The organism is Streptosporangium saharense (genome assembly GCF_014203715.1).
Taxonomy (GTDB): domain Bacteria; phylum Actinomycetota; class Actinomycetes; order Streptosporangiales; family Streptosporangiaceae; genus Streptosporangium; species Streptosporangium saharense.
Map to the genome: position 1 here is coordinate 320587 of NZ_JACHJP010000006.1, position 23381 is coordinate 343967.

The 23381-nt window shown below is 69.7% G+C and carries 20 protein-coding genes; 10 read left to right on the forward strand and 10 right to left on the reverse strand.

The window, feature by feature from the left end:
• The first annotated feature begins 20 nt into the window (after positions 1-20).
• Positions 21-1154, forward strand: a complete 1134-nt coding sequence (locus FHS44_RS27030; RefSeq protein ID WP_184719576.1) for an epoxide hydrolase family protein — start codon at positions 21-23, stop codon at positions 1152-1154.
• A 234-nt stretch (positions 1155-1388) separates the two neighbouring features.
• Here FHS44_RS27030 and FHS44_RS27035 read toward each other — a convergent pair whose 3' ends face one another.
• The 6 genes from FHS44_RS27035 to FHS44_RS27060 all read right to left on the reverse strand — a co-directional run bounded on the left by FHS44_RS27035 (position 1389) and on the right by FHS44_RS27060 (position 5496).
• Positions 1389-1937, reverse strand: coding sequence for a CGNR zinc finger domain-containing protein (locus FHS44_RS27035; protein WP_184719578.1), 549 nt, complete (start codon positions 1935-1937; stop codon positions 1389-1391).
• A 128-nt stretch (positions 1938-2065) separates the two neighbouring features.
• Complete coding sequence (locus FHS44_RS27040; protein ID WP_184719580.1) at positions 2066-2476, reverse strand: Fur family transcriptional regulator; 411 nt, start codon at positions 2474-2476, stop codon at positions 2066-2068.
• Positions 2473-3306 (reverse strand): metal ABC transporter permease, encoded by an 834-nt coding sequence (locus tag FHS44_RS27045; protein WP_184719582.1) that lies wholly within the window; start codon positions 3304-3306, stop codon positions 2473-2475. Before FHS44_RS27045 ends, FHS44_RS27040 begins: the two co-directional genes overlap by 4 nt.
• The gene (locus FHS44_RS27050; protein ID WP_184719584.1) at positions 3303-4055 is read right to left on the reverse strand and encodes a metal ABC transporter ATP-binding protein; all 753 of its coding nucleotides are present in this window, start codon (positions 4053-4055) and stop codon (positions 3303-3305) included. Before FHS44_RS27050 ends, FHS44_RS27045 begins: the two co-directional genes overlap by 4 nt.
• 36 nt (positions 4056-4091) lie before the next feature.
• Positions 4092-5027, reverse strand: coding sequence for a metal ABC transporter substrate-binding protein (locus FHS44_RS27055; RefSeq protein ID WP_184719586.1), 936 nt, complete (start codon positions 5025-5027; stop codon positions 4092-4094).
• Between the two features lie 67 nt (positions 5028-5094).
• Positions 5095-5496 carry a DUF6703 family protein gene (locus FHS44_RS27060; protein ID WP_312863829.1) on the reverse strand — a complete coding sequence of 134 codons (402 nt, stop codon included), beginning with the start codon at positions 5494-5496 and terminating at the stop codon, positions 5095-5097.
• 85 nt (positions 5497-5581) lie between these two features.
• Here FHS44_RS27060 and FHS44_RS27065 point away from each other — a divergent pair, with 85 nt between their 5' ends.
• Positions 5582-5860, forward strand: a complete 279-nt coding sequence (locus FHS44_RS27065; protein WP_184719588.1) for an antibiotic biosynthesis monooxygenase family protein — start codon at positions 5582-5584, stop codon at positions 5858-5860.
• Between the two features lie 117 nt (positions 5861-5977).
• Positions 5978-7363 (forward strand): glycine--tRNA ligase, encoded by a 1386-nt coding sequence (locus FHS44_RS27070; RefSeq protein ID WP_184719590.1) that lies wholly within the window; start codon positions 5978-5980, stop codon positions 7361-7363.
• Between the two features lie 4 nt (positions 7364-7367).
• Here the strand turns inward: FHS44_RS27070 and FHS44_RS27075 are convergent, their stop codons facing one another.
• The gene (locus tag FHS44_RS27075; protein ID WP_184719592.1) at positions 7368-8117 is read right to left on the reverse strand and encodes a hypothetical protein; all 750 of its coding nucleotides are present in this window, start codon (positions 8115-8117) and stop codon (positions 7368-7370) included.
• 389 nt (positions 8118-8506) lie between these two features.
• Between FHS44_RS27075 and ppdK the strand changes: the two genes are divergently transcribed.
• Both ppdK and FHS44_RS27085 read left to right on the forward strand, forming a co-directional pair.
• Positions 8507-11149 (forward strand): pyruvate, phosphate dikinase, encoded by a 2643-nt coding sequence (gene ppdK / locus FHS44_RS27080; protein WP_184719594.1) that lies wholly within the window; start codon positions 8507-8509, stop codon positions 11147-11149.
• Positions 11150-11269: 120 nt separating this feature from the next.
• Complete coding sequence (locus FHS44_RS27085; RefSeq protein WP_184719596.1) at positions 11270-12502, forward strand: deoxyguanosinetriphosphate triphosphohydrolase; 1233 nt, start codon at positions 11270-11272, stop codon at positions 12500-12502.
• A gap of 13 nt (positions 12503-12515) precedes the next feature.
• Here the strand turns inward: FHS44_RS27085 and gad are convergent, their stop codons facing one another.
• On the reverse strand, positions 12516-13889 hold the full coding sequence (gene gad / locus FHS44_RS27090) for a glutamate decarboxylase (RefSeq protein ID WP_184719598.1): 1374 nt from the start codon (positions 13887-13889) through the stop codon (positions 12516-12518).
• A gap of 258 nt (positions 13890-14147) precedes the next feature.
• Here gad and FHS44_RS27095 point away from each other — a divergent pair, with 258 nt between their 5' ends.
• Positions 14148-15296: a serine hydrolase family protein gene (locus FHS44_RS27095; protein ID WP_184719600.1), complete on the forward strand. Its 1149-nt coding sequence runs from the start codon at positions 14148-14150 to the stop codon at positions 15294-15296.
• Between the two features lie 37 nt (positions 15297-15333).
• Here the strand turns inward: FHS44_RS27095 and FHS44_RS27100 are convergent, their stop codons facing one another.
• Positions 15334-16440 carry a cytochrome P450 gene (locus FHS44_RS27100; protein ID WP_312863830.1) on the reverse strand — a complete coding sequence of 369 codons (1107 nt, stop codon included), beginning with the start codon at positions 16438-16440 and terminating at the stop codon, positions 15334-15336.
• A gap of 774 nt (positions 16441-17214) precedes the next feature.
• Between FHS44_RS27100 and FHS44_RS27105 the strand changes: the two genes are divergently transcribed.
• Positions 17215-17871, forward strand: coding sequence for a hypothetical protein (locus FHS44_RS27105; RefSeq protein ID WP_184719604.1), 657 nt, complete (start codon positions 17215-17217; stop codon positions 17869-17871).
• 19 nt (positions 17872-17890) lie between these two features.
• Here FHS44_RS27105 and FHS44_RS27110 read toward each other — a convergent pair whose 3' ends face one another.
• The gene (locus FHS44_RS27110; protein WP_184719775.1) at positions 17891-18742 is read right to left on the reverse strand and encodes a M23 family metallopeptidase; all 852 of its coding nucleotides are present in this window, start codon (positions 18740-18742) and stop codon (positions 17891-17893) included.
• A gap of 151 nt (positions 18743-18893) precedes the next feature.
• On the opposite strand from FHS44_RS27110, the gene dnaG reads away from it, so the two are divergent.
• From dnaG to efeO, 3 genes are all read left to right on the forward strand, one after another.
• Positions 18894-20753, forward strand: coding sequence for a DNA primase (dnaG, locus tag FHS44_RS27115; protein WP_184719605.1), 1860 nt, complete (start codon positions 18894-18896; stop codon positions 20751-20753).
• 183 nt (positions 20754-20936) lie between these two features.
• Positions 20937-22040 carry an RNA polymerase sigma factor RpoD gene (gene rpoD / locus FHS44_RS27120; protein WP_376771612.1) on the forward strand — a complete coding sequence of 368 codons (1104 nt, stop codon included), beginning with the start codon at positions 20937-20939 and terminating at the stop codon, positions 22038-22040.
• A 215-nt stretch (positions 22041-22255) separates the two neighbouring features.
• A complete protein-coding gene (gene efeO, locus FHS44_RS27125; protein ID WP_184719607.1) occupies positions 22256-23149 on the forward strand; it encodes an iron uptake system protein EfeO in 894 nt (297 codons plus the stop codon).
• The last annotated feature ends 232 nt before the right edge of the window (positions 23150-23381 follow it).

Genomic DNA, 23381 nt, shown 5'->3' on the forward strand with positions numbered 1-23381 from the left:
CACGACCCGTCGGGAGAAGCATGAACACCGAGATCCGCCCCTTCCGGATCGACATCGCCCAGGCCGACCTGGACGACCTGAACGACCGCCTCGACCGCACCCGGTGGCCCCGGCCGCTGCCCGGCGAGGGATGGACCCGTGGGGTTCCCGTCACCTACCTCAGGGAACTGGCCGCCTACTGGCGCGACGGATACGACTGGCGCGGGCACGAGGCGCGCCTGAACGGGTTCCCGCAGTTCATGACCGAGATCGACGGCCAGGAGATCCACTTCCTGCACGTACGCTCAGCCGAGCCCGACGCCCTGCCGCTCGTCCTCACCCACGGCTGGCCGAACACGTTCGCGGAGTTCACCCGGCTCATCGGCCACCTCACCGACCCCCGCGCGCACGGCGGCGACCCCGCGGGGGCCTTCCACGTCGTCGTCCCCTCCGTGCCGGGCTTCGGGTTCTCCGCGCCGCCACGCGGGACCGGCTGGAACGCGGCGCGCGTGGCGCGGACCTGGGTGGAGCTGATGCGCCGCCTCGGCTACGAGCGGTACGGCACGCAGGGCGGGGACTTCGGGGCCTACGTCGCGCCCGAGGTCGCCAGGGCCGCGCCGGACCACGTGGCCGGTGTCTACGTCATCGGCGGTCTCGGTTTCCCCACGGAGAAGGACCTGCCGGAGATGACCGAGGAGGAGCGGGCGGCCTTCGCCTGGCTCCAGGGACAGGACTGGATGAACGGCGTCGACCACCACGCGCTGCTGCGCGCGGCGCCACAGACCTTCGCCTACGGATGGCACGACTCACCGGTCGCGGCGCTGGCCTGGATGACGCAGAAGTTCCACGAGTTCAACGCCTCGGGCAGGCCGTTGGAGGAGGTGATCGACCGGGACCTGCTGCTGACCAACGTGAGCCTGTACTGGTTCACCGCAACCTTCGGCAGCTCGGCCTGGCCGTACTACGAGAGCATCGGCTTCGACTGGCCGGAGGGCCAGACCGCCGTGCCGACCGGCGTCTACAGCGGCCCACCCGGTATCCGCCGCCTGGCCGAACGCCACAACGCCATCCTCCACTGGCCCGAGAACAACCCCTCCGGCCATCACTTCATCGCCATGGACCAACCAGCCAACCTGGCCACCGACCTCCAAACCTTCTTCGCCAAAGTCCGCTAAGCACCTCTAGGCGCTTTCGGTCCCCAGCGTGAAGAGCCTGGCCCGGCCCTCAGGTGCTGGGAGTGAAGGGTTTTGGTTCTAGGGGTACCGGTGCCGTGCGTGAGGAGTTTCCGGCTTGGGCGCGCCGACGCTTGGACTGAGGAGCGAAGGAGCGAAGCGGATGAGCGACGAGGGAAAGCGTTGGCCTGAGGCGCCTAAGCCCCGCGGCGCCGAAGGCGCCGCAAATAAGCAGGGCTAGGCTCGCCGACGGGCCCGATAAGCCGCCACATGCATCCGGTTCCCGCACGTACGGCTGTCGCAGTAGACCCGGGAGCGGTTGCGTGACTCGTCCACGAAGACGTTGTCGCAGTCGGGGGCGGAGCAGGTGCGCAGCCGTTCCCACTCGCCCTCGACGAGCAGGTGGGCCAGCGCGACGCCCAGGTCGGCCGACAGGTGCTCGCCGACGGAGGCCCCGGGGGCGAAGTAGTGGACGTGCAGGGGGTGGCCGTCGTGCTCGGTCAGGCGGGGGGTGATGCGGGTCCCGCTCAGCAGCGTGTTCAGCCGGATGACCGCCGTCGCCTGGTCGGGGGCGGTGAAGACCTTGTGGAAGGCGTCGCGGACCGCGCGCACCTGGTTCAGGTCGGCCGTGCCGAGCTCGCCGACGCCGCTGACCTGGTGGCGGTCCACGAACTCACCGAGCTCCCGCAGGTCGGTCAGCCGGTCGGGGCCTCCGGTCGCGGGGGAGGTGTTGATGAGGTCGACCACGGTCGCGAGTGAGTGCACCATGTCATGTCCGAATGGCATGTTGACTCCTGAAAATGGCGGTTTCGGCGGGGGGAGGCGCGCCCGGCGGCTCGCCGTACCGGACGATTATCCCCCGTGTCGCGGGTGTGAGGGGCCTTTCACGCTACGTCTCCCACGTCGTGGGTGGGTCAGGAGGAGTGGCTCGCTGCGGCGTGCGTCCTGGCGGCGGCCGAGCAGGAGGCGCAGGTGCCGAAGACCTCGACCGTGTGCGTGACGTCCGTGAAGCCGTGCTCGGCCCCGACGGCCTCGGCCCAGCGCTCGACGGCGGGCCCGGCGACCTCGACGGTCCTGCCGCAGCGGCGGCAGACGAGGTGGTGGTGGTGGTCTCCGCTGGCGCAGGCACGGTAGACCGACTCCCCGTCGTCGGTCCTGAGCATGTCGACGTGGCCGCTGTCGGCCAGGGCCTGCAACGCCCGGTAGACGGTGGTCAGGCCTATCTTGGCGCCCTCGGCGCGCATCTCGGCATAGACGTCCTGCGCGCTTCGGAAGCCCTCGCTGTGGCGGAGGACGTCATGGACGGCATCGCGTCTGCTGCTCATGGGCTGGACTCCTGTGGTCGGCTTCGGCGTACGAATCTACCGAGCCCGAGGGCCAGGACGAACCCTCCGAGCGCTATGACAACAATGATGGCGCCCGATGGCACCTTGACGTAGAAGGAGGAAGTCAGCCCGCTGACCGTGGCGATCATCCCGAAGACCATGGCCAACAGCATCGTGCTCCTGAAGCCCCGGGTGAGTTGCTGACTGGTCGCGACCGGGACCACCATCAGCGCGCTGACCAGCAGAAGTCCGACCACGCGCATCGCGATGACCACGGTCAGCGCGGCGGTCACGGCGATCAGCAGGCTCAGGAAACGCACCGGAAGACCGGACGTCTTCGCGACCTCCTCGTCCTGGCAGAGCACGTACAGCTCGCGACCGAAGAAGACGACGACGAACAGGACCGCGACCGCGAGCAGGGCGATCACCCAGACGTCCTCGACGCTGACGCTGCTGATCGAGCCGAACAGGTAGTACAGCAGGCTGGAGTTGCTGCCGCCGGGGGCGAGCGAGATGAGCAGCACACCCCCGGCGATGCCGCCGTAGAACAGCAGGGCGAGCGCCACGTCGCCGCCCGTCCTGCCGCGCTCGCGGACCAGTTCGATGGCCACGGCCCCGAGCACCGAGACCACGACCGCGGTCAGCACGGGGGCGGTCCCGGTCAGGAAGCCGAGCGCGACGCCGGTGAGCGCGACGTGCCCGATGCCGTCACCGAGCAGGGCGAGCCTGCGCTGCACGATGAAGGTGCCGATGGCCGGGGCGGCGAGGCCGACCAGCAGCGCGGCGATCAGCGCCCGCTGCATGAACTCGAACTGCAGGAGGTCGATCACGGCGTTGGTCTCCAGTCGAGCGGGCTGAGCGGCTTGTCCGCCGCGTGGGGGTGGACGTGGTCGTGGCCGGGCAGCGCGTGGGCGCCGACCGCGTGGGGCGGCGCGCCGTCGTGGCACACGAAGCCGTTCCTGAGCACGACGGCCCGGGTGATCAGCGGTTCGAGCGGGCCGAGCTCGTGGGCGACCAGCAGGACCGTTTTGCCCTGGGAGACCAGGGAGGTCAGGGTGTCGGCGAGCAACTGCTGGCTCTGGGCGTCCACGCCCGCCGTCGGCTCGTCCATGACGAAGGTGTCGGGTTCGCCCGCCAGGGCGCGGGCGATGAGCACCCGCTGCTGCTGCCCGCCGGACAGCGCCTGGACCGGGTCGCCCGCCCTGTCGGCCATGCCGACGGCCTCCAGCGCCCTCGACGTGGCCTCCCTGTCGGCGGCGCTGGTCAGGCGCAGGCGCCGCTGCCTGGCGATCCTGCCGGAGGCGACGACCTCGCGGATGGTCGTGGGCACGCCGCCGCCGACCGAGAGCCGCTGCGGCACGTACCCGATCCGCCACCACTGCCTGAACCTGGCGGGCGGTGAGCCGTACAGCAGGGTGGTGCCGCCGGACAGCGGGATGAGGCCGAGCAGGGCGCGGATGAGGGTGGACTTGCCCGACCCGTTCGCACCGAGCACGGCCACCACCTCACCGGCCCCGATGGTCAGGTCGACGCCCCGGAGCACCGGGCGGCGGTCCAGGCTGACCTGGCCGCCGCTCATGCTGAAAACCGTTTCGATGGATGTCACATGTCGCCTTTACGAGCAGCCGAGCGCCGTTTTGAGCGCACTGAGGTTCTGGCGCATGGCGGACAGGTAGTCGCCGTTCGCCGGCTGGCTTTCGACCGGGTCCAGGACGGCGGTCCTGGCACCGATCTCCCTGGAGAGGACCTCGGCGACCTTCGGGCTGACGAGGGTCTCGCTGAAAATCGTAGTCACTTTCTCCTGCTTGGCCACATTCGCTACTTCGGCGAGGCGGGCGGGGGAGGGTTCGGCCTCCGGGTCGAGGCCGGTGATCCCGATCTGGCGGAGTTTGTAGCGGTCGGCGAGGTAGCCGAACGCGGCGTGACTGGTGACGATCGCCCTCGACGAGCAGGTGCTCAGGCCCCGTGACATCTCGCCGTCCAGGGTGGTGAGGTCGGCGACGGTCGCGGCGGCGCGGTCGCGGTAGCCCTTGGCGTGGGCCGGGTCCGCCTCGGCGAGCCTGTCGCCGAGCTTCGTCGCGATCGTGGCCATCCGGGTGGGGTCGAGCCAGACGTGCGGGTCGTAGGAGGTGTCGTGGGCGTGGCCCTCCTCGTCCTCCTCGCCGTCGTCCGAGAGGGGAAGGGTCTTGACCAGCGCCGCGGCGTCGAAGCCCCGGTCGGCCGCGTGCTGTTCTACGGCCTCGTCGACCGCGGGCTGCACGCCCTTGACGTAGACGACCAGGCCGGTCCGCTCGATGCCGGCGATCTGGACGGGGGACAGTTCGAGGTCGTGCGGCTCGACCCCGGGCTTGGTCAGGGCGGTGACGGCGGTGTCGGGGCCGCCGATCCGCTCGGCGAGCCACTGCAGGGGATACATGGCCGCGGTGATGTCGGTTCTGCCTCCCTGTGCTCCGGTTCCTGGGGCCGGGCCTGCCTGGCCGGAGCCGCAGGCGGTGGTGACGGTGAGGACGGCGGTCAGGGCGGTGAGCAGACGTGCTGTGCGTACGTGCATACGTCGGGAGGAGCCGGACATCATGCTCACCAGTATGCGCGTAAATGAAAATGGTTGTCAAAATCGTCTAGAACGCCCCGAATCTGTCGGCGACGAGCAGAAGCAGGAAGGTGAGCAGGGCGACGCGCAGGATGCGGCCCTTGACGCCGAGCGAGGGCCACGACATGTAGGCCAGCCAGCCGACGAACCCGACCACCGGCAGCACCGCGAGGCCACCGAGGAAGGACGGCACGGCGAACCCGGCGAGCAGCAGCACGACCAGGGCGACCGGCAGGATCCAGCGGGGCAGCTGGAAGAGGAAGACGAGCGGGGCCGCGCTGCGCTGCTCGACCCTGCGCCGCAGGCCCGTGGCCCCGGGCGTGAAGAACTGCTCACCGGGCGGCAGGGGGCGGGGGCCTCGCGCCGCGCCCCGGGTGGGGCGGGGCCTGGCCATCGGGTGTGCGGGGCGCTCACGGCGTTTTTCGGCCACGGCCCGAGCCTAACGCCGAGACCCTCCCGGCGGCAGCTCCCGCACCGGTACGCGGGCGGGGGACGGGCTCTGGCATGCTGGGCGGATGCTCGCTCTCATCCGCTACTCGGTGCCCGCAGGCCGTACCGGGGAGTTCCTCGTCCAGGCGCACGACATCGTCGACACCCTGGCGGGACAGCCCGGATACGTGCGCGGGCGGGTGGTCAGGTCGGTGGACGAGCCCGAGCTGTGGGCGCTGGTCAGCGAGTGGGAGGGGGCCGGGTTCTACCGGCGCGCCCTCGGCGCGGCCAGGATGGCGCTGTATCCCCTGATGCCCCTGATGCTCAACGAGCCCAGCGCCTTCGAGGACGCCGAGCGCCCCTAGGTGGCTCCGCCGTACGGCGGCGCGCGGGTAATGCGCGTCTCGCGCCGGTGCGGCTCCCCTAAGCTGGGGACTCGACCAATTCCTCGCCGACCTCCAGCCGGATGGAGATTTTCCCTTATGGCACGCCGTACGGACATCATGGACACCATCGTCAGCCTCGCCAAGCGACGTGGGCTCGTCTACCCCTCCAGCGAGATCTACGGTGGCCTCCGGGCCTCCTGGGACTACGGCCCACTGGGGGTGGAGCTCAAGAACAACGTGAAGCGGCAGTGGTGGAAGACCATGGTGCAGGGCCGTGACGACGTCGTGGGCCTTGACTCCTGCGTGATCCTCGCCCGCGAGGTGTGGCAGGCCAGCGGCCACGTGGAGACCTTCACCGACCCGCTGACCGAGTGCCAGTCGTGCCACAAGCGCTACCGGGCCGACCACCTCGAAGAGGCCTACGCCGACAAGCACGGCAGGCAGCCCGCCGAGGGCCTGGCCGACATCACCTGCCCCAACTGCGGCAACAAGGGCGCCTTCACCCAGCCCAAGCAGTTCAGCGGTCTGCTGAAGACCTATCTTGGCGCCGTCGAGGACGAGTCCGGCCTGGCCTACCTGCGCCCGGAGACCGCGCAGGGCATCTTCATCAACTACCTCAACGTGCAGCAGTCGGCGCGCAGGAAGATCCCGTTCGGCATCGGCCAGATCGGCAAGTCGTTCCGCAACGAGATCACCCCGGGCAACTTCATCTTCCGCACCCGCGAGTTCGAGCAGATGGAGATGGAGTTCTTCGTCAAGCCGGGCAGCGACGAGGAGTGGCACCAGTACTGGATCGACGAGCGCTTCCGCTGGTACACCGACCTGGGCATCACCCCGGAGAACCTGCGCCTGTACGAGCACCCGAAGGAGAAGCTCTCCCACTACTCCAAGCGGACCGTGGACATCGAGTACCGCTTCAACTTCACCGGTGGTGAGTGGGGCGAGCTTGAGGGCGTCGCCAACCGCACCGACTTCGACCTGACGGCCCACGGCAAGGCCTCCGGCACCGACCTGAGCTTCTTCGAGCAGGAGACCGGCGAGCGCTACGTCCCCTACGTGATCGAGCCCGCCGCCGGTGTCGACCGCGCCACGCTCACCTTCCTGATCGACGCCTACACCGAGGACGAGGCGCCCAACGCCAAGGGCGTCATGGAGAAGCGCACGGTCATGCGGCTCGACCACCGCCTGGCGCCGGTCAAGGTCGCGGTGCTCCCGCTGTCGCGCAACGCCGACCTGTCGCCGAAGGCGAAGGACCTGGCCGCCCAGCTCCGCCGCCGCTGGAACGTCGAGTTCGACGACGCGGGCGCCATCGGCCGCCGCTACCGCCGCCAGGACGAGATCGGCACGCCGTTCTGCGTCACCGTCGACTTCGACACCCTTGAGGACCACGCGGTGACCATCCGCGAGCGCGACTCGATGACCCAGGAGCGCGTGGCCCTCGACAAGGTCGACTCCTACCTCCGCCAGCACCTCAACGACTGACCCGTCAGGCCCCCGCCCCGGCGACGGGCGCGGGGGCCGTACCCTCCGGTCCCGCGGACCCCGCGCCGTCGGGGACGACGGGCCCGACCAGGGGAGTCACTCCCCGGTGTACGGCGACGCAGATCACGAGCCGGTCGTCGGGCCACTCCTCCCGCAGCGGGACGAAGGCCAGCACGGCCAGGCGCTTTTTGACGGGGCTGCGTTCGAAGAGCGGTCCAAGCCGTGCCCGGCAGCCCCGCGTGGCCAGCGCCCGCATCCTCGCCTCGCCGGGCCAGATGCCCGGGGGCAGCAGGAAGCGCGCCAGCACCTCGCCGTCGTGCGGGGCCGAACAGCTCACCAGGGGCAGGATCCCGCTGTTCTTGTCGGAGGTCGTGCTGTCGGAGACCTCGTTCACGCAGCTGCCGAGCCGTACGTCGTCGATGTAGGTGACGGCGCCCGGCTCCTGTGACCGCTCGGCGGAGGCGGGCCCTGAGGAGGGCGGCGCGGGGACCTCGGTCCCGGGACGCCACGCCAGGCGCGGCACGAGGACCACCGCGCCGGTGACCAGGGCGGCCAGGACGAGCGTCCCCGCCAGAACCCCGACGACCACCTTTCTCGTACGGCGCGCCCGCTTCGGGGGATCGGCCGGTTCCCCGGCGGGGGCCGCCCAACCGGGGCGTCCCGCCTCCCACGGCGGCCTGGCCGTCTCCCTCTCCTCCTCGCGGCTGTCCGGTCTGGCCCAGGGGTGGTCGTTCCTCGCTTCGCCACTACTCATCACAAAGGTGACAATCCCACGCGAAGCCGGGGCGGGCCAGGAGATCACCCGGCTTCCCCGGCAATCGGGACCCGGTGGGACTCCCGGTGCGGATGTGACGCGCGTTACATCGGATGCGGCCTATACCCCATACAGCATGGGTTGAACCCTCCGTGAACGCGTTTGAATGCTGAGACAATTGGTTTATACCAATTGGTTTATACCAATTCTTGGGGTGGTCCATATCACTGCGGCTTTGCGGCTCATTTAAATTGGATTAGACCGCTACGTACCCTTCTAGCTGGGCAAACACCCTTTCGCGGGGTGGGTGGCGTTTCGTCTTCTTCTGCATCGGTAGAGTCCAAGCAAGGCGGAACCACACGTCATTTGAAGTCGCAGAAGGAGCAACCGTGCCCAAGTACGTTTACGACTTCACCGAGGGCAACAAAGATCTCAAGGATCTGCTCGGCGGTAAGGGGGCCAACCTGGCCGAGATGACCAATCTCGGGTTGCCGGTGCCTCCCGGCTTCACCATCACCACCGACGCGTGCCGCCGTTTCCTTGAGGACGGCGGGCTCCCCGAGGGGCTGGACGAGGAGATCTCCCGGCACCTGACGGCGCTGGAGGGACGGATGGGCAGGCGCCTCGGCCAGGCCGACGACCCCCTACTGGTCAGCGTGCGCTCCGGTGCCAAGTTCTCCATGCCGGGAATGATGGAGACCGTCCTGAACATCGGGCTCAACGACCAGTCCGTGCACGGCCTCGTCAAGCAGGCCGGGGGCAACGAGCGCTTCGCCTGGGACTCCTACCGCCGTCTCATCCAGATGTTCGGCAAGACCGTCCAGGGCATCGACGGCGAGCTGTTCGACGAGGCCCTTGAGGAGCTCAAGCACGGCCGCGACGACCTGGAGCTTGAGGCGGCCGACTTCCAGCGCCTGGTCGAGACGTACAAGGGCATCGTCCGCGAGCAGACCGGTCAGGACTTCCCCGCCGACCCCCACGACCAGATGCGCATGGCCGTCATGGCGGTCTTCGAGTCGTGGAACGCCCCGCGCGCCATCCTCTACCGCCGCCAGGAGCGCATCCCCGCCGACCTGGGCACGGCCGTCAACGTCTGCTCCATGGTGTTCGGCAACTGCGGCATGGACTCGGGCACCGGCGTGGCCTTCACCCGTGACCCCGGCAGCGGCCACCAGGGTGTCTACGGCGACTACCTGCAGAACGCCCAGGGCGAGGACGTGGTCGCGGGCATCCGCAACACGATGCCGCTGCAGGACCTTGAGCGCCTCGACAAGCCCGTCTACGACGAGCTGATGAAGATCATGGAGACGCTGGAGAACCACTACCGCGACCTGTGCGACATCGAGTTCACGGTCGAGCGCGGCAAGCTGTGGATGCTCCAGACCCGGGTGGGCAAGCGGACCGCCGGCGCCGCCTTCCGCATCGCCGTACAGCTCGCCGACCAGGGCCTGATCGACCTCGACGAGGCCGTGACCCGGGTGAGCGGCGCCCAGCTCGCCCAGCTCATGTTCCCCCGCTTCGACGGCGACGCGAAGACCAACAAGATCACCACCGGTATGAACGCCTCGCCCGGCGCCGCCGTCGGCAAGGCCGTCTTCTCCTCGGAGCGGGCCGTCGAGCTGGCCGCCGCGGGGGAGGACGTCATCCTGGTCCGCCGCGAGACCAACCCCGACGACCTGGCGGGCATGATCGCCGCCCAGGGCGTGCTGACCAGCCGAGGCGGCAAGACCTCCCACGCGGCGGTCGTCGCCAGGGGCATGGGCAAGACCTGCGTGTGCGGAGCCGAGGAGCTGGAGGTCTCGACCAAGGAGCGCAGGTTCACCGCCCCCGGCGGCGTCGTGGTCTCCGAGGGGGACGTCATCTCCATCGACGGTTCGAGCGGCGCGGTCTACCTCGGCGAGGTGCCCGTCGTCCCCTCCCCCGTCGTCGAGTACTTCGAGGGCGCGACCGACCAGGACGACGAGCTGGTCAGGGCCGTGCACCGCATCATGACCCACGCCGACGCCACCAGGCGGCTGAAGGTGCGGGCCAACGCCGACAACGCCGAGGACGCCGCCCGCGCCCGCAGGTTCGGCGCCGAGGGCATCGGGCTGTGCCGTACCGAGCACATGTTCCTCGGTGACCGCAGGCAGCTCGTCGAGGACCTCGTCCTGGCCTCCTCGAAGGAGGAGCGCGACCAGGCGCTGGCCGCCCTCGAACCGCTGCAGAAGGCCGACTTCGTGGAGATCTTCCAGGCGATGGCGGGCCTGCCCGTCACGATCCGGCTGATCGACCCGCCGCTGCACGAGTTCCTGCCCGACTACACCGAGCTGTCGGTCAAGGTCGCCCTCGCGGGGGACCGGGCCGAGGAGAAGGACCGCAGGGTGCTGGCCGCCGTCAAGCGCCTGCACGAGCAGAACCCCATGCTCGGCCTGCGCGGTGTACGGCTCGGCCTGGTCATCCCCGGCCTGTTCGCCATGCAGGTCAGGGCGATCGCCGAGGCCGCGAAGGCCGTCGAGGGCGCCCGTGCCGAGATCATGATCCCGCTGGTCGGGGCGGTCCAGGAGCTGGAGTACGTCAAGGACGAGGCCCAGCGCATCCTGGCCGACGTCGGCGTCGAGGCGCTGGTCGGCACCATGATCGAGGTGCCGAGGGCGGCGCTGACCGCGGGACAGATCGCCGAGGCCGCGGAGTTCTTCTCCTTCGGCACCAACGACCTGACCCAGATGACCTGGGGATTCTCCCGGGACGACGTGGAGGCCGCGTTCTTCTCCAAGTATCTGGAGCTGGGCGTCTTCGGCGTCTCGCCGTTCGAGTCGCTGGACCGCGACGGCGTCGGCAGGCTCGTGCGGATCGCCGCGGAGGAGGGCCGCGCGACCAGGCCCGACCTCAAGCTCGGCATCTGCGGCGAGCACGGCGGCGACCCGGACTCCATCCACTTCTGCCACCAGGCCGGGCTCGACTACGTGTCCTGCTCGCCGTTCCGCATCCCCGTCGCCCGTCTTGAGGCGGGCCGCGCGGCGCTGACGAGCGCGGAGTCGGACACCCGCTGACAGATCATGTGTCCCGGCCTCTCCTCCCCGCGAGGAGGGGCCGGGCTTTCCAGGAGTCACCAGGTGTTTCCATGACGTTCCGCATGGGTGGCCTCTTTCCTGGATAAAATCACTGAACTTATGCACGCATACGACGAGCATGACCAGGCGAGATGGGTGCCGGAACCGCCCGGCAACCCGGAACGAGGCCCGTTCGAGCGCGACCGGGCGCGGGTGCTGCACAGCGCGGGGCTGCGCAGGCTCGCCGCTAAGACCCAGGTGGTCGGCCCGGCCGAGACGATCGGCAGCGGACAGCACATCCCGCGCACCCGGCTGACCCACTCCCTGGAGTGCGCGCAGATCGGCAGGGAGATGGGCCAGTCCCTGCGCAGGGACCCCGACCTGGTCGAGACCGCCTGCCTGGCCCACGACCTCGGGCATCCGCCGTTCGGGCACAACGGGGAGACCGCCCTCAACACCCTGGCCGCCGGGTGCGGCGGGTTCGAGGGGAACGCGCAGAGCCTGCGCCTGCTGACCCGCCTTGAGGCCAAGGTCCTCACCGAGGACGGCCGCAGCGCGGGTCTCAACCTCACCAGGGCCTGCCTGGACGCGGCGACCAAGTATCCCTGGACCAGGGAGAAGAGCCCCAAGTACGGCGCCTACGACGACGACCTGGCGGTCTTCGCGTGGATCAGGCAGGGCGCCCCTGAGGGGAGCGTCAGCTTCGAGGCCCAGATCATGGACTGGGCCGACGACGTCGCCTACTCGGTGCACGACCTTGAGGACGCCCTGCACTCCGGCGCCGTCATGCCGCAGGTGCTGCGCGACCCGGCAGAACGCGGCGGGATCTGCGCGACCACCCGCGCGTGGTACGCCCCCGACGCCGAGCCCGCCGAGCTTGAGGAGGTCCTCGGCCACCTGTTCGCCAGGCCGCTGTGGCCCCGCCACTTCGACGGCACGCTCACCGACCTCGTCGCGACCAAGGCCCTCACCAGCGCGCTGATCGGTCACCTGTGCCGCGCCGCCCAGGAGGCCACCCGCGAGGCGTACGGCGAGGCCGCCGGGCGGCACGGCGCCAGCCTGGTCGTCCCCCGGCGCACCCGGCTCGAATGCGCCCTGCTGAAGGGGCTGACCGCGCACTACGTGATGACCAGCGACGCGCACAGCGCCAACCAGGCCAGGCAGCGGGAGCTCATCCACGACCTCGCCCACCTGATCATGCTCGGCGCGCCCCTCACCCTGGAGCCCGCGCTGCGGCCCGCCTTCACCAGGGCGGAGACCGACGCCGGGCGGCTGCGGGTGGTCGTCGACCAGATCGCCTCGCTCACCGACACCTCCGCGCTCACCTGGCACCGGCGGCTGTCCGGCGGCTGAGCCCCACCGCCCGTCAGTGGTGGAACCCGGGCCTCGGCTCGGCGCCGCCACCCCGGTGGAGCCGGTCGAGGCAGCGCCGGATGTCCTCGGCGAGCAGGGCCGCCTCGTCGCGGCCGATGCCGTGCCTGATCAGCACCCGCTGGACGACCGTCTCCTGCCGGTCGGGCGGCAGCGGGTAGGACGGCACCTGCCAGCCCCTGGTCCGTAGCTGCTCCGACAGGTCGTAGAGCGTGAAGCCGGGGTCGGGGTCGGCCAGGGTGTAGGAGACCGCGGGAAGGGCGCCCTCGCCGTCGTAGAGCAGCTCGAACGGCCCCATCTTGGCGATCTGGTCCGCCAGGGACCGCGCGGTGTCCAGGCACGCCTGCTGGACCCTGCGGTAGCCCTCACGCCCGAGCCGCAGCATCGTGTAGTACTGGGCGACGATCTCGCCGCCAGGGCGGGAGAAGTTGAGGGCGAACGTCGGCATCTCCCCGCCCAGATAGCTGACGTCGAAGATCAGGTCCTTCGGCAGCAGGTCGGCCGAGCGCCACACGACCCATCCCACACCGAGCGGTGCCAGGCCGTACTTGTGGCCGGAGGTGTTGATGGAGGCGACCCGTTCGAGCCGGAAGTCCCACAGCAGGTCGGGCTGGACGAACGGGGCGACGAACCCGCCACTGGCCGCGTCCACGTGGATCGGCACGTCCAGGCCCGTCTCGGCGTGGATCGCGTCCAGCTCCTCGGCGAGGTCGGCGACCGGCTCGAAGTCGCAGGTGTAGGTGACGCCCAGGATCGCCACGACGCCGATGGTGTTCTCGTCCACGTAGTCGCGTAGCTGGTGCGGGCGCAGCCCGGTCGCGTCGCGTTCGAGCGGCACCTGCCGCAGCTCGACGTCGAAGTAGCGGGCGAACTTCTCCCAGCAGACCTGTACCGGGCCGCAGACCAGGTTGGGGCGGTCGGTCGGCTTGCCGTCCTCCTGGCGGCGACGGCGCCACCTCCACTTGAGCGCCAGCCCGCCGAGCATCGCCGCCTCGCTCGAACCGGTCGTCGAGCAGCCCATCGTGCCCGCGCCCTCGGGGGAGTTCCACAGGTCGGCCAGCATGTGCACGCACCGGGACTCGATCGCGGCCGTCTGCGGGTACTCGTCCTTGTCGATCATGTTCTTGCCGAGGCAGAGGTCCATCAGGCGATGGGTCTCCTCGTCGCTCCAGGTGGTGCAGAACGTCGCCAGGTTCTGCGCGGCGTTGCCGTCGAGCAGCAGCTCGGAGCTGACGAGGTCGTAGACCGCGCGCGGGTCGGCGGGGGAGTCGGGCAGGCGGTACTTCGGCAGCGGCCGCTCGCTCAGCGGCGTGGTGTACGCGTCGTCGTGGAGGGTGGCCTCCCCGCGGGTGACCTTGTGCAGGGCCATGAGGATCTCCTGTTCGGGGCCGGGTTCACCGGCTACCTACCCGACCGGCAAACACCACAAAGTCCGATGAAATTCATGAAAAGTCCAAAAGGGGTGTTTCGCGTTTTTTCTTGATGTCTTAGCTGGTCGGGCGCCGTGGCTCACGCGCCGGGATATGTCAGGAAACCTGCGGTTTATGGCTGGATCAATGATTGTTCCGGTGCATTGATCGTGATTACGTGGACCACGCCGGGGGCCTTTCGATCAATGGGGGAGATCATGCGCGTTCTCAGCGGGCTGCTCGTCGTCATCGTCTTGATCCTGTTACCCGTGCCTGTGGCGCAGGCCCAGGTGTGTCAGCACCGTACGGGTGTCAGCCACGGCGGCGGGATCTTCCCGAACACGTTCACCGAGGACTCGGTCTGCGGCAACCAGGCGGGCGCCCCGGTCCACGCGACCCCCGACGGCTCGTCACCCCGGGTCGGGGTCCTGGACACCACCCAGAGCTGGTTCCTGTGCTGGACGCGCGGCCAGCGGCACGCCGGTGGCAACGACGTCTGGTACTACACCCAGGGCGACCGGGTGGTCAGCGCCCCCGAACGGCACGGCTACGGCTTCGTGCCCGCCTCGCACCTGAACACCTCGCTCGACCCCGACGACACCCGCCTCGCGCCCTGCCCGCCGCTGCCGCCCGAGCGCTCGACCGCCTACATGGTCTACGACCGCGTCACCGGCGCCTCCGTGCGCGCGGACGAGCACAGGAGGTTCCGCTCCGCCTCGCTGGTGAAACTGCTCATCGCCCTCGACTACCTCGAAACCCTCGGCCCGGGTACGGCGGTGCCGCCCGCCGACGCCCAGTTGCTGCGGGCCATGCTGCGATCGAGTGACGACACCGCCGCGAGCACCCTGTGGGTGCGCGGCGGCTGGGGAGCGATCGTGGACCGGATGGTGACCAAGATCGATCTGACCGACACCGTGCCGCCCGCGAATCCGGGGATGTGGGGCTACACCGAGATCAGCGCCGCCGACGTGGTGAAGGTCTACCGCTACATCCTGGAGAGCGCCCACCCGTCCTTCCGCGACCTCGTCATGGGCCACCTGCGCCAGGCGACCCGGTGCGCCGCCGACGGCTGGGACCAGTACTTCGGCATCCCCGCCGCCGTCCCCGGCCCCTGGGCCGTCAAACAGGGCTGGTCCGCCTTCGAGGAGGAGCCACGGTGCTCGGCGGCGGCCAGGAGCGGCCCGTCGGCCCGTACGGCGGACGCCGACCTGGCCAGCCCCGCGATGCACACCAGCGGCACCCTCTGCGCCAACGACCGGAAGATCATGGTCATCCTCACCCTCAACCCCCTCGGCACCCCCTGGACCACCGCCGCCACCCGGATCACCACGAAGGCGACCGACCTCTACGCCGCGTCTCCCTGCTGACAAAATCGGACTTACTTCGTAAAGGGCATGTGGCTATTCACAGCGACCAGGCCACGGGGAGAGCGCGGGTGCCGAAGACCACACCGTCGTAGTTGAACGGCAGTTCGTCGTCCTCCCCGAGGACGCGCAGGGTGGGCAGGCGCTCGAAGAGGGTGCGGTAGGCGATCTCCAGTTCGGCGCGGGCGAGGTTCTGGCCGAGGCACTGGTGGACGCCGTAGCCGAAGGCCAGGTGGTTGCGGGCGCCCCGGCGGATGTCGAGGGTGTCGGGGTCGTCGAAGACGCGGGGGTCGCGGTTCGCCGACGCGCCGAGCACGAAGAACCCCTCTCCCGCCCGTACGGCCTGGCCCCCGACCTCCATGTCCTGGGTCGCGACCCGGTCGAACCCCACCCAGTCCACGATCGAGTGGTAGCGCAGCAACTCCTCGACGGCCAGCGGCCAGCCTTCGGGGTCGGCGCGCAGGGCGTCGAGCTGGTCGGGGTGGCGCAGCAGGGCGTGCACGCCCAGCGGGATCATGTTCGCCGTGGTCTCGTGTCCCGCGATGAGCAGCAGGAAGACCATGCCGACCAGGGCGTCGTGGGTCAGTTCCCCGGTCTCCCGCCGCGCGGTGACCAGGCGTCCGATGAGGTCGTCGCCGGGCTCGCGCTCCGCCACGGTGATCAGCTTGTCGAGGTAGTACCAGACCTCGATGGCGGCGGCGATGCCCTCCTCGGAGGAGCCGACGCCGGTGTCCATCATCTTGCGGGTCCTGGCCCGGAAGAAGTCGCGGTCCGAGTAGGGGACGCCGAGGAGGGCGCAGGTCACCATGGACGGCAGGGAGAAGCCGAAGGCGTCCACGAGGTCGGTCGGGGAGCCCGCCCTGATCATGTCGTCGATGAGGAGGTCGGTCGCCTCCTGGATGGCGGGGCGCATCTCCCTGACCCGCCGTACGGTGAACTCGGGGATGAGCATGCGCCGGTAGAGGCTGTGCTCGGGCGGGTCCATGTCGATGAACTGGCCGGCCTGGAACCTCCTGCGGATCTCCAGCTCCTCCTCGGAGGGATCGTCCGGCCGCATCAGGGGCATCGGGTGGCCGGGGGAGGCGGGGTCGGTGCTGACGCGGTGGTGGTCGCTGAGCACCTGCTGGGCCTCGGCGTGCCGGGTCACCAGCCATACTTCGCCCCGGGGGATCCTGGCTCTGACGAGGGGAGCCTGTTCGCGGAGTCGTTCGTACTCGTCAGGGGGAGCAAACGGGCAAGTGCGAGAAATTGGGAAATTTACCGTCATTGGATCGTGCTCCCCAAAAGTCGCCATATTTTGTTCTTGTTTGGAGAACGTAGCAAAAGCGCCTTGTCTGTCAAGATGTCACTTTTGGGCAGCCGAAAAGGCGATATTTATATGGATCTGGTGCTGAGTGAAGTGGCGCGGGCCCGGCGCCTCAGGCGGCGCGGATGTGAGGGCGCGGTTCGAGTTTGGCGAGCCGGTCGATCGGCCTGGGAGGCGACGGGGCCGAACGGTTGTGGCCGGGAACGCGACGTCGCCCAGACGGTCGCCTCCCAGGGCGAGCCCGACGGCGAGAGCGGTGATGATCCTTCCTGGATCACGGATCGCGCGGGCCGGTGGTGCGTGGCGTTCGCGGCGGCGGAGGCGTGCCCGGGCGGGAGATGGGTCCCGGAACCAGCGCTGGTTTTCGCATGAAAAGTGCCTCCTGCCTTGATATAGGTGACACTCTAGGAAAACCCAGTCATTCCAGGTCAAAGGTCAGGACTGGCGATACTCATCGCGAAAGCCCCAGGCCGGGGTCGTGATTCTCGGCGACCGTTCACCGAGGAACGGTTCGACCCCGATCGATGGGAGGGGCGGCGTCAATGGGGGAGTGTGCCGCAGTACCCGGCGTCCGGGACGCCCAGAGAAGTGAGTGATCGTTGGTAGTGTCACCGCATGTCCCAGATATCCGGATCGCCCGCCGCACCCGTCACCGCCGCCGACGTCCAGCGAGCCGTACGGCTGGCGGTCGACGCCCTGCGCCCGGCGCTCGCGGCCGACTGGGACGTCAGGGCGGGCTCCCTGGAGTGGAGTTGCTGGGAGACCGTCGAGCACCTCGCCGACGACCTGTTCTCCTACGCGGCCCAGCTCGGTCCCGAGCCGCCTCCGGCGGACGACGACGTCCCGTTCGCCTGGGTCAGGCGGAGGCCGGGAGGACCGGCGAACGTGATCTTCGCGGATCGGGGCCACGGGCCCGCCGGGCTGCTGCGGGTGCTGGAGGCGTGCGGGGCACTGCTGACCGTCGTGGTGCGTACCGCCTCACCGCAGGCGCGCGCCTTCCACGGCTTCGGGGTCGCGGACCCGGAGGGTTTCGCCGCCATGGGCGTGGTGGAGACCCTGGTCCACACCCACGACGTCGCCGAGGGGCTCGGGGTCGCCTGGGAGCCGCCCGCCGACCTGTGCGCCCGGGTCCTGGCCCGCCTGTTCCCTGACGCTCCCGCCGACGTCGCCCCGCTGCCCGCCCTCCTGTGGTCCACCGGCCGCGCCGACCTCCCCGGCCGTCCCCGCCCCACCTCCTGGCGCTGGTACGGCGAGCCCCGCCCCGCCTCCTGACCGGGTGGACCTCCACGGGTCAGTTGCCCAGGGGGATCTTCTCCTCCGGGGTCGGGGACGGCTTCTCCGGCTTGTCCGGCGCGCCGGGTTTGGAGGCGCACAGGGTCGAGCACTTCGGGGAGACGCCGACCCGGCTCATCACGGCCCGGGTCCGTTCGGCGGGGGAGAGCGTGCGGTTGCCGTTCAGCCAGGCGTCCAGATACTCCCAGGGCTCGACCATGCCGCGCCGTACCCACCAGAGGGAGTGGTCGGTCTTCCAGGAGATCGCGAAGTAGAGGTTGCTCGCGGTCGAGCGGGCGTTGCCCGAGTTGCCGACCTGGCCGAGGACCTGACCCGCGGAGACCCTGACGCCCGGCTTGATGCCGGGGGTGACCTTGTCCAGGTGGCCGCCGAGATAGCGCACGCCGTCGTCGCCGACGACCGTGACGAAGCGGCCCTCCCGGTCCGCGCCCCGGTCGGTCGAGGGCTTCCACCGGTTCTTGGCGTTGACCTCGTCGACGACGCCGTTCACCGGGGAGATGAACGAGCACCCCTTGCCGGTCCAGATCGTGGTCTTCGGCAGCACGAGGAGCCTGCTCTCGTAGCTCACCCTGCAGTCCTTCACCGGGAAGACGTAGGTGAAGTTCGACAGCTTCGGCGGCGGGACCTGCACCGGGTCGTCGCCCGCGGGCCGGGTCACGCTCGCCTGCGCGACGGGTGTCGGGGACGGCGTGGGAATCGTCGCCGTGACCCTCCCCGGACCGGCGGCCGCGACCTCGGCGGCCGGAGGGAGGGTGCTGACACCCGCGACACCGCCCGGGGCCGCGCAGGCCCCGGTGGCGAGCAGAACGCCCGCCGCCACGGTCAGTCGAGCTATATGCCCCGATCGCATGATCTCCACCAGGCTAACGTTATCCATAACAAGCCTTTACCTTTGTAGCCGACCTTCCGGTTGGTCATGACCTGTTCGGGAAAGTCGGCGCTCCAGCCGAGGCGGCCCCGGGATGCCCCGGGTTGTCGGGGGACCGCACTAGACTCACGGCGTGGCAGGCCGGATCAGTGACGAGGACATCGCGCTCGTGCGGGAGCGCTCACCGATCGCGGACATCGTGGGTGAGCACATCCAGCTCCGCAACGCGGGCGGCGGCAACATGAAGGGGCTGTGTCCCTTCCACGACGAGAAGAGCCCCTCCTTCAACGTCACCCCAGCCCGTGGCTACTGGTACTGCTTCGGTTGCGCCGAGGGCGGCGACGTCATCACCTTCGTCCGCCGCCTTGAGCACCTGTCGTTCGGCGAGGCCGTCGAACGGCTGGCCAACCGGGCCGGCATCCAGCTCCGCTACGAGCAGGGGGGCTACGTCCCCGGGCGTGAGCAGGGCGAGCGCAGCCGTCTCATCGAGGCGCACCGGGCGGCGGCGGAGTTCTACGTCGAGCGGCTCTCCTCCCCCGAGGCCGCGACCGGGCGCCGCTTCCTGTCGGAGCGCGGGTTCGAGCGGGCCGACGCCGAGCACTTCGGGGTGGGCTACGCGCCCGCCGAGTGGGAGGCCCTGGCCCGGCACCTGATGGCCAGGGGGTTCACCGCCGCCGAGCTGGTCAAGGGCGGCCTGGCGAAGGAGGGGCGGCGCGGGCCGATCGACCGCTTCCGCAACAGGCTCGTCTGGCCGATCCGCGACATCACCGGCGACGTCATCGGGTTCGGCGCGCGCAAGCTGAACGACGCCGAGGACGGCCCGAAATACCTCAACACCCCCGAGAGCCCGCTCTACAAGAAGAGCGAGGTCCTCTACGGCGTGGACCTGGCCAAGCGGGAGATCTCCAAGCGGTCCCAGGCGGTGATCGTCGAGGGATACACCGACGTGATGGCCTGTCACCTGTCGGGGGTGCCGACCGCGGTCGCCACCTGCGGCACGGCCTTCGGCCAGGAGCACATCAAGGTGCTGCGGCGGCTGCTGCTCGACCAGTCGGGCTCGCACGGCGAGGTGATCTTCACCTTCGACGGCGACGCGGCGGGGCAGAAGGCGGCGCTGCGGGCCTTCGCCGACGAGCAGAAGTTCGTCACCCAGACCTTCGTCGCGGTCCAGGGCGACGGGCTCGACCCGTGCGACCTGCGCGTCACGCGCGGTGAGGCCGCGGTGCGCGACCTGATCGCCAGCAGGGAGCCGCTGTTCGCCTTCGCCATCCGCAGCGTGATCTCCCGCCACGACGTGAGCACCAACGAGGGCAGGCTGTCGGCGCTCGACGCCGCCGCCCCGATCGTCGCCGGGATCAAGGACAGGGCGCTGCGCCAGCTCTACGCCGTCGACCTCGACCGCTGGCTGGGCTTCAACAACGAGCGGTTCGTGGTGGACCGCATCGCCGAGATCTCCGTCGCCGCCCAGGGCGCCCCCCAGCGCCCGCAGCGGCCCGCCGCGCCACGCAAGGTCGCCGAGCTGACCGACCCCGCGGTGCGGACCGAGGCCGAGGTGCTGAAGCTGGCCGTGCAGCGGCCCGCGCTGCTCGGCCCCGGCTACGACACGATCGGCGCCGAGGCGTTCACGCTGCCCGAGCACGTCGCCCTGCACAAGCTGATCCTGGAGGCGGGCGGCACGGCCGCCGCGGGCCCCGGCGGGCGGGAGTGGGTCGACCGGCTGCTGGTCGTGTCCACCGAGGCGCTGCGCCCGCTGGTCACCCGGCTCGCTGTCGAGGAGCTGCGCGCCGACCTGGACGGCGAGGGGAGATACGCCTCGGCGATGCTCGCCGCGCTCGAACTCATCTCGGTCGGACGGTCCATCGAGCAGCTGAAGTCGCGGATGCAGCGGACCAACCCTGTCGAGGAGCAGCAGGAGTACAACCGGCTGTTCGCCGAGTTGGTCGCGCTCGAACAGCAGCGCCGGGTGCTCAGGGATCGCGCCTCGGGCAGTTGATCGTAATGTGCTTTGATTTCCATACTGCGATTCGACCAAACCCCAATAAGGTCTCGGTTCGATAATGATCGCCGCCTTACCTTCGGTGACAAAAATAGGTCTGCCATTTAGGGGACCGAATACAGCAGACTGTCTCCCGTGGGTGCATCGGTGCTGCCAAGTGGGCCGCCATCGGTAGACCAGGTGGCCGACCTCGTCGCGAAAGGAAGAGAGCGCGGAAGCGTCACGGTCGATGACGTGGCCGCCGCTCTCGACAAATCCGAGCTGCCGTCGGACGCGCTTGAACGCGTCGTGCGCATGCTCGCCGAACACGGAGTGGAGGTTCTCGAGCCCCAGGGCGACGAGGACACCGTCCGGTCCGATGAGGAGGATGTCGGTAAAAGGGCCCCGACCAGCGATCTGGTCCGCATCTACCTGCGGGAGATCGGCCGGGTGCCCCTGCTCACGGCCGAGGAGGAGGTGGAGCTCGCCAAGTCCATCGAGGCGGGGCTGTTCGCCGAGGACAAGCTGACCAGCGTCGTCTCGCGGATGGCCTTCCCGGAGTTCAAGGAGCTCGTGTGGGAGGGCACACGGGCCAAGCAACGCCTGATCGAGGCCAATCTGCGGCTCGTCGTCTCCATCGCCAAAAGGTACGTCGGGCGCGGGATGCTGTTCCTGGACCTCATCCAGGAGGGCAACCTGGGACTCATCAGGGCGGTCGAGAAATTCGACTACACCAAGGGATACAAGTTCTCCACGTACGCGACGTGGTGGATTCGCCAGGCGATCACACGGGCCATCGCCGACCAGGCGCGCACCATTCGCATTCCGGTGCACATGGTCGAGACCATCAACAAACTGGTCCGTGTCCAGCGTCAGCTCCACCAGGATCTCGGCCGTGAGCCCGCGCCCGAGGAGATCGCGCTGGAGATGGACCTCCCGATCGAGCGCGTGATCGAGATCCAGCGCATCGCCCAGGAGCCGGTCTCGCTGCAGTCGCCCATCGGCGAGGAGGACTCCGACCTCGGCGACTTCATCGAGGACGCCGACGCCGTCGTGCCGATGGAGGCCGCGGCCTTCATCATGCTCCAGGACCAGCTCGACGACATCCTCGCGACGCTGTCCGAACGGGAGCAGCGCATCATCCAGCTGCGCTTCGGCCTGGCGGACGGGCATCCCAGGACGCTGGAGGAGGTCGGCAGGGAGTTCGGCGTGACGCGGGAGCGCATCCGGCAGATCGAGTCGAAGACGCTGGCGAAGCTGCGTCACCCGACCCGCGCCCAGATGCTCCGCGACTATCTCGACTGAACATCCCGTACGGCGGAGGCCCCCGAGAACCCGTCCCGGGGGCCTCCGCCGTACACCGGAGACATTGGGTTTTTGCTGTGGAGCGGGTGGGTTCGAGGGACTTCCTCCCTGCCGTTCCCGATGGCGATCGGCGGACGCGTCGGCACGTCGCCGAGGCTGTGACGTGCGGTTACAGGATTATAGATGCCTCAGAAAAGATCTTCGGGGAGCCGTCCATGTCCGTTGTCCTTCGTCCGGCCGCGGCCTGCGGCCTGCTCGCCCTCGCTCTCGCCCTGACCGCGTGCGGCTCGGCGACCACCGGCGCCGGTGCCCCGGAGGGCCCTGCTCCCGCCGTACCCGCCGCCGCGCCGCCGGGTGGGTACGCCGCGCAGGAGGCCCTTGAGTCCGCGCGGGTGGTCGGGGAGTACCGGACCTACGCGGAGCGGCAGATCTACGACGCCATCGCGAAGACCGCCAAGTTCGTCGACGCGATCAAGAAGGGCGACGTGAAGCGGGCGAAGGCCCTCTACGGGCCGAGCAGGCTCGGCTGGGAGAGCGTCGAGCCGGTCGTCGAGGCCTTCCCCGAGATCGACGTCAGGGTCGACTCCCGGGAGGCCGACCTCGGCCAGGGCGAGGAGTGGACGGGCTGGCACCGCCTGGAGAAGGCGCTGTGGCGGGCACCGGAGACCCTCGCCAGGGAGGCGGCGTACGGCGACGCCCTGCTGGTCGATCTCAGCAGGCTCAGGGCCATGCTGCCGAAGGCGGAGATCACCGTGGCCTCCATGGCGACCGGGGCGAAGGAACTGCTCGACGAGGTGGCGGTCGGCAAGGTGACCGGGGAGGAGGAGGCGTTCTCGCACACCGACCTGTGGGACTTCAAGGGCAACGTGGACGGCGCCCACGAGGTCTACCGGCTGCTGCGGCCGATGGTGGTCCGGCGCGACGCCAGGCTCACGGCCACCCTGGACACCGAGTTCGCGGACATGCGGGCCCTGCTCGCCAGGCACGCCAGGGGAGAGGGGTTCGTGGCCTACACGGACCTGTCGAAGGAGCAGGTCAAGGAGCTGTCCGACGGGCTCAACGCCCTGGCCGAGCCGCTGGCGAGACTGGCCGCGGTGATCTCCGGATAGGGCGGTCTCAGTACCCCCCGTCACCGCCCCGGCCGCCTGAGCCGCCTCCGCCGTCGCCTCCGTTCCCGCCCCGGCCTCCCTGGCCGTCCTGCCCGTCCTGTCCGTTCTGGCTGCCTTGGCCGTTGGAGGGGGTGGCCGTGCAGCTCGGCGTTCCCGGTGTTTCCGATGGAGGAGTGGCCGAGGCGGGCGACGGCGTGAAGAACGCCAGGGACAACCCGCCGATCATGATTTT

Excerpts from the sequence above, each read along its gene's own strand:
- FHS44_RS27075 (WP_184719592.1), bottom strand. The coding sequence starts at position 8,117 with ATGAGTAGTGGCGAAGCGAGGAACGACCACCCCTGGGCCAGACCGGAC.
- FHS44_RS27050 (WP_184719584.1), bottom strand. The coding sequence starts at position 4,055 with ATGAGCGGCGGCCAGGTCAGCCTGGACCGCCGCCCGGTGCTCCGGGGC.
- FHS44_RS27040 (WP_184719580.1), bottom strand. The coding sequence starts at position 2,476 with ATGAGCAGCAGACGCGATGCCGTCCATGACGTCCTCCGCCACAGCGAG.
- FHS44_RS27110 (WP_184719775.1), bottom strand. The coding sequence starts at position 18,742 with ATGCGATCGGGGCATATAGCTCGACTGACCGTGGCGGCGGGCGTTCTG.
- gad (WP_184719598.1), bottom strand. The coding sequence starts at position 13,889 with ATGGCCCTGCACAAGGTCACCCGCGGGGAGGCCACCCTCCACGACGAC.
- FHS44_RS27095 (WP_184719600.1), top strand. The coding sequence starts at position 14,148 with ATGCGCGTTCTCAGCGGGCTGCTCGTCGTCATCGTCTTGATCCTGTTA.
- FHS44_RS27070 (WP_184719590.1), top strand. The coding sequence starts at position 5,978 with ATGGCACGCCGTACGGACATCATGGACACCATCGTCAGCCTCGCCAAG.
- FHS44_RS27105 (WP_184719604.1), top strand. The coding sequence starts at position 17,215 with ATGTCCCAGATATCCGGATCGCCCGCCGCACCCGTCACCGCCGCCGAC.
- FHS44_RS27030 (WP_184719576.1), top strand. The coding sequence starts at position 21 with ATGAACACCGAGATCCGCCCCTTCCGGATCGACATCGCCCAGGCCGAC.
- FHS44_RS27055 (WP_184719586.1), bottom strand. The coding sequence starts at position 5,027 with ATGCACGTACGCACAGCACGTCTGCTCACCGCCCTGACCGCCGTCCTC.
- FHS44_RS27085 (WP_184719596.1), top strand. The coding sequence starts at position 11,270 with ATGCACGCATACGACGAGCATGACCAGGCGAGATGGGTGCCGGAACCG.
- FHS44_RS27065 (WP_184719588.1), top strand. The coding sequence starts at position 5,582 with ATGCTCGCTCTCATCCGCTACTCGGTGCCCGCAGGCCGTACCGGGGAG.
- FHS44_RS27035 (WP_184719578.1), bottom strand. The coding sequence starts at position 1,937 with ATGCCATTCGGACATGACATGGTGCACTCACTCGCGACCGTGGTCGAC.
- efeO (WP_184719607.1), top strand. The coding sequence starts at position 22,256 with ATGTCCGTTGTCCTTCGTCCGGCCGCGGCCTGCGGCCTGCTCGCCCTC.